The sequence below is a fragment of the Ramlibacter aquaticus genome (genome assembly GCF_015159745.1).
Lineage (GTDB): Bacteria > Pseudomonadota > Gammaproteobacteria > Burkholderiales > Burkholderiaceae_C > Ramlibacter > Ramlibacter aquaticus.
Genome location: NZ_JADDOJ010000139.1, coordinates 1 through 4,567 on the forward strand (window position 1 = coordinate 1; position 4,567 = coordinate 4,567).

Consider the following 4,567-nt stretch of genomic DNA (forward strand, 5'->3'; position numbering starts at 1 on the left):
GCGCTCGCCGAAACGGGCCTTCAGGGCCGCCAGCAGCGCGCCGTACCCGCCGCCCTGCTGGCGGCCCTGAAGGCCCGTTTCGGCGAGCGCTGCTCGACCGCACTGGCCGTGCGTGAGCAGCACGGACGCGACGAGAGTTCGTTCGAGGTGCCGCCCCCGGCGGCGGTGGTCTTCGCCGAGAGCACGGGGGACGTGGCCGACGCGGTACGCCTGGCCGCCGAGCACGACACGCCGGTCATTCCCTTCGGCGTGGGCTCCTCGCTGGAGGGACACCTGCTCGCGGTGCAGGGCGGCATCAGCATCGACGTGAGCCGCATGGACAAGGTGCTGGCCATCAACGCCGAGGACCTCACGGTCACCGTGCAGCCGGGGGTGACGCGCAAGCGGCTCAACGAGGAGATCAAGAGCACGGGCCTGTTCTTCCCCATCGACCCCGGCGCCGACGCGACCCTGGGCGGCATGGCGGCCACCCGCGCCAGCGGCACCAACGCCGTGCGCTACGGCACCATGCGCGAGAACGTGCTGGCCCTGGAGGTGGTCACCGCCAGCGGCGAGGTGATACGCACCGGCACCCGCGCCAAGAAGTCCAGCGCCGGCTACGACCTGACGCGGCTCTTCGTCGGCAGCGAAGGCACCCTGGGCGTGATCACCGAGGTGACGGTGCGCCTGTACCCGCTGCCCGAGGCGATCTCGGCGGCCATCTGCTCCTTCCCTTCGATCGAGGGTGCGGTGCGCACCACCATCGAGATGATGCAGATCGGCGTGCCGATCGCGCGGGTCGAGCTGATCGACCGCAACGCGGTGCGCATGGTCAACAAGCACTCCAAGCTGGACCTGCGCGAGCAGCCCATGCTGCTGATGGAGTTCCACGGCTCACCCGCCGGCGTGCAGGAGCAGGCCGAGCTGGTGCAGGAGCTCGCCTCCGGCCATGGTGGCGAGGCCTTCGAGTGGGCGACCACGCCAGAGGAGCGCACGCGGCTCTGGACGGCGCGCCACAACGCCTACTTCGCCGGCATCCAGTCGCGCCCGGGCTGCCGTGCGATCTCCACCGACACCTGCGTGCCGATCTCGCGCCTGGCCGATTGCCTGCTGGACTCGGTGCGTGAGGCCGACGAGAGCGGCCTGCCCTACTTCCTGGTCGGCCACGTGGGCGACGGCAACTTCCACTTCGGCTACCTGCTGGACCCCAACGACCCCCAGGAGCGCGAGACGGCCGAGCGGCTGAACCACGCGCTCGTGTCGCGCGCGCTGAGCCTGGGCGGCACCTGCACCGGCGAGCACGGCGTGGGCCTGCACAAGATGGACTTCCTGGTCACCGAGGCCGGGGCCGGTGCGGTCGAGATGATGCGCACCATCAAGCGCGCGCTGGACCCCAGGAACATCATGAACCCGGGGAAGATCTTCTCGATCTGAGCCCAGGCGCGGTGACGGTCGGCGCGCTGCGCCCGTGGCGGCGTGCAAGGCGTTGGCTGCGCGACGGATGCCGTGCGCCGGGCCTGCATCGACGGCAGGGCTCGCCGCGCGGCGCCGCACTCAGGGTGCGCGCAGGCGGTCGATCAGGCCGTTCAGTTCGTCCAGAGAGCCGAACTGGATCGCCAGCTCGCCCATCTCCTCCACGCGGCCGTTGCGCTTGGCGCGCTTCTTGACGCGGATCTCGACTTCTGCCGTGAGCAGGTCGGACAGCTCCTCCTCCAGGCGCCGCAGGTCGCGCGACTTTTCCTTCTTGGGCTTGGGCGAGACCAGGCTGAACTCGGCGCCTATCTTCTTCACCAGCGACTCGGCCTCGCGCACCGAGAGCTTGCGCTGCGCGATCTGGTTGGCGGCGGTGATCTGCGCGGCCCGCTCCAGCGCCAGCAGCGCGCGCGCATGGCCCATGTCCAGGTCGCCCGCCATCAGCATGGTCTGCACCGGTTCCGCCAGGTTCAAGAGGCGCAGCAGGTTGGAGGCCGCGCTGCGCGAACGCCCCACGGCCTGGGCCGCCTGCTCGTGCGTGAGCCCGAACTCGCGGATCAGGCGCTGCAGGCCATGCGCTTCCTCCAGCGGATTGAGGTCCTCGCGCTGGATGTTCTCGATCAGCGCCATTGCCGCGGCCGCCTCGTCGGCCACCTCGCGCACCAGCACGGGCACGCTGTCCAGCCCCGCCAGGCGGGCAGCACGGAAGCGCCGCTCGCCGGCGATGATCTCGTACTTGCCCGCGTGGTCGCCGGCGGCCAGCTTGCGCACCAGGATGGGCTGCATGATGCCCTGCGCCTTGATCGACTCGGCCAGCTCGTAGAGCGCGCCCTCGTCCATGCGCGTGCGCGGCTGGTAGACGCCCGGCACCATGTCGGCCAGCAGCAGCGAAGCCGGCAGGCCGGGGTTGGGCGTGGGCTCCGGGGTCTCCGCCGCCTTGGGGCCCAGCAGGGCCTCCAGGCCGCGGCCCAGGCCCTTGGGTTTCTTCGTCACCATCGTTGTCTAGTCCTTCATCAGGTCCTGCAGCAGCGCCTGGCCGTCGGGCCAGCGGCCCAGGCCGGATTCGCCGTTGATGTGGCCGCGATCGCCACAGTCCTTGAACTGCGCACCCCAGGCCGAGGCCAGACGGCGCGCGCGTTCGAAATCGCAGTAGGGGTCGTCCCGGCTGGCGAGCAGCAGGGACGGGAAAGGCAAGGGCTGCAGGACCGGGGGCGACCAACTGGGCACCAGGGGCTGCAGGTCTTCTCGCTCCACGTCGGCGGGTGCGACCAGCAACGCGGCCCGCACACGGCCGCGGTGGGCCGAATGCGCCGCCCAGGCCGCGACCAGGTGGCAGCCCAGGCTGTGGGCCACCAGCACGGGCGCCTCGTCGCAGACGATCACGGCCTGCTCCAGCTGCGCCATCCAGTCGCCGCGCAGGGGCCGCATCCAGTCGTGCTGCTGCACGCGACGAAAGCCGTGCTCCTGCTCCCACAGGGTCTGCCAGTGCTGCGGCCCGCTGTTCTGCCAGCCCGGCAGGATGAGGACGTCGGAGGGTTTCATGCTATGTTTTTGATAGCAACAGGCCGTTCAGCCATGTCCGATCCGGGCCACCATCTCGCGCGCGAAATCCACATAGGCCTGGCTGCCGCGGGCACCGGCGTCGAACACCACGCCCGGCAGCCCGTAGCTGGGGGCCTCGGCGAGCCGCACGTTGCGCGGGATCACGGTGTCGAAGACCTTCTCGCCGAAGTGCGCCTTGAGCTGCTCGCTCACCTGCTGCTGCAGCGTGATGCGCGGGTCGAACATCACGCGCAGCAGCCCGATGATCTGCAGGTCCTTGTTGAGGTTGGCATGCACCTGCTTGATGGTGTTCACCAGGTCGGTCAGGCCCTCGAGCGCGAAGTATTCGCACTGCATGGGCACGATCACGCCGTGGGCGGAGCACAGCCCGTTCAGCGTGAGCATGGACAGCGAGGGCGGGCAGTCGATGAGCACGAAGTCGTAGTCGGCCGCGACCGCGGCCAGGGCCGTCTTCAGGCGCTGGTCGCGGCGCTCGACATCCACCAGTTCGACCTCGGCGCCCGCCAGTTCGCGGTTGGCGCCCAGCACGTCGAAGCCGCATTTCTCGCTCTTGACCCGCGCTTCGGCCACGGAGGCCGATTCCAGGAGCACGTCGTAGACGCTGAGCGAGAGGCTGCGCTTGTCGATGCCCGAGCCCATGGTGGCGTTGCCCTGCGGGTCCAGGTCGACCATGAGCACCCGCTGGCCGACCTTGGCCAGGCCGGCGGCGAGGTTGACGGTGGTGGTCGTCTTGCCGACGCCGCCCTTCTGGTTGGCGATGCAGAAAATCCGGGTCATGGCGCGATTCCTCAACGGCCCAGGGCCAGCTTGACCCCGAACCCGAGCAGGAACACGCCCGCCAGCTTCTCCAGCGCCCGGCCGATGCGGGGGTTGGCGCGCATGCGCTCGGCAAGGTGGTGCGTGAGCAGCACCACGACCAGCCCGTAGAGGAAGGTGAGCGAGGCGATGGTCAGGGCCATCGCGGCGAAGGTGGGCAGGCCCGGGTGCTGCGCCGGGTCCACGAAGAGCGGAAAGAAGGCCATGTAGAACACGATCGCCTTGGGGTTGAGCAGCGTGATCGTGGCCGCCTGGCGGAAGTAATGGTGGGGTTGGATGTTCAGCACCGGCTTGGCACCGGGCCGGGCCAGCAGCATGCGCGCACCCAGCCAGGCCAGGTAGCCCGCGCCGGCCCACTGGACGGCGTGGAAAGCGGCCGGGTAGGCCGCCAGCAGGGTGGCCACGCCAGCGACGGCCGCCCACATCAGGACTTGGTCACCGCCGATCACGCCCAGCGTCGCGGCCAGTCCGCCCCGCAGGCCCCCCTTCGTCGTGGAGGTGATGAGCGCGAGGTTGCCGGGCCCGGGAATCATGAGAAACAGGATGATCGCGGCGACAAACGCGCCGTAGTCCGCTACGCCAAACATGAATTCCCCCGGGGTTTGAGGCGAGTGTACGGCAGGCCCAGGGGCGGCTCATCCGGGAACCGCCCTGGCAGGACTCAGAAGCGACGGGAACGGTCGTGTTTCACGTGAAACACGGGGCTTGGGCTTGGGCTTGGGCTTGGGCTTGGGCT

Annotated in this window: 5 protein-coding genes; 1 reads left to right on the forward strand and 4 read right to left on the reverse strand. The window is 69.8% G+C overall.

Annotated features, from left to right (window positions below):
• Positions 1–54 precede the first annotated feature (54 nt).
• A complete protein-coding gene (locus IM725_RS19595; RefSeq protein ID WP_193782329.1) occupies positions 55–1,413 on the forward strand; it encodes an FAD-binding oxidoreductase in 1,359 nt (452 codons plus the stop codon).
• Between the two features lie 120 nt (positions 1,414–1,533).
• Here the strand turns inward: IM725_RS19595 and IM725_RS19600 are convergent, their stop codons facing one another.
• Genes IM725_RS19600 through IM725_RS19615 form a run of 4 tightly spaced genes read right to left on the reverse strand, consistent with a single transcriptional unit; the run spans position 1,534 to position 4,418 of the window.
• Complete coding sequence (locus IM725_RS19600) at positions 1,534–2,448, reverse strand: ParB/RepB/Spo0J family partition protein (protein ID WP_193782325.1); 915 nt, start codon at positions 2,446–2,448, stop codon at positions 1,534–1,536.
• A 6-nt stretch (positions 2,449–2,454) separates the two neighbouring features.
• Complete coding sequence (locus IM725_RS19605; protein WP_193782326.1) at positions 2,455–2,994, reverse strand: RBBP9/YdeN family alpha/beta hydrolase; 540 nt, start codon at positions 2,992–2,994, stop codon at positions 2,455–2,457.
• Positions 2,995–3,021: 27 nt separating this feature from the next.
• Entirely contained in the window at positions 3,022–3,792 is a 771-nt protein-coding gene (locus IM725_RS19610) for a ParA family protein (RefSeq protein ID WP_193782327.1), read from the reverse strand.
• An 11-nt stretch (positions 3,793–3,803) separates the two neighbouring features.
• The gene (locus IM725_RS19615; protein ID WP_193782328.1) at positions 3,804–4,418 is read right to left on the reverse strand and encodes a LysE family transporter; all 615 of its coding nucleotides are present in this window, start codon (positions 4,416–4,418) and stop codon (positions 3,804–3,806) included.
• Between the last annotated feature and the right edge of the window lie 149 nt (positions 4,419–4,567).

Coding starts and splice junctions, on each gene's coding strand:
- IM725_RS19610 (WP_193782327.1), bottom strand. CDS start 3,792: ATGACCCGGATTTTCTGCATCGCCAACCAGAAGGGCGGCGTCGGCAAG.
- IM725_RS19615 (WP_193782328.1), bottom strand. CDS start 4,418: ATGTTTGGCGTAGCGGACTACGGCGCGTTTGTCGCCGCGATCATCCTG.
- IM725_RS19605 (WP_193782326.1), bottom strand. CDS start 2,994: ATGAAACCCTCCGACGTCCTCATCCTGCCGGGCTGGCAGAACAGCGGG.
- IM725_RS19600 (WP_193782325.1), bottom strand. CDS start 2,448: ATGGTGACGAAGAAACCCAAGGGCCTGGGCCGCGGCCTGGAGGCCCTG.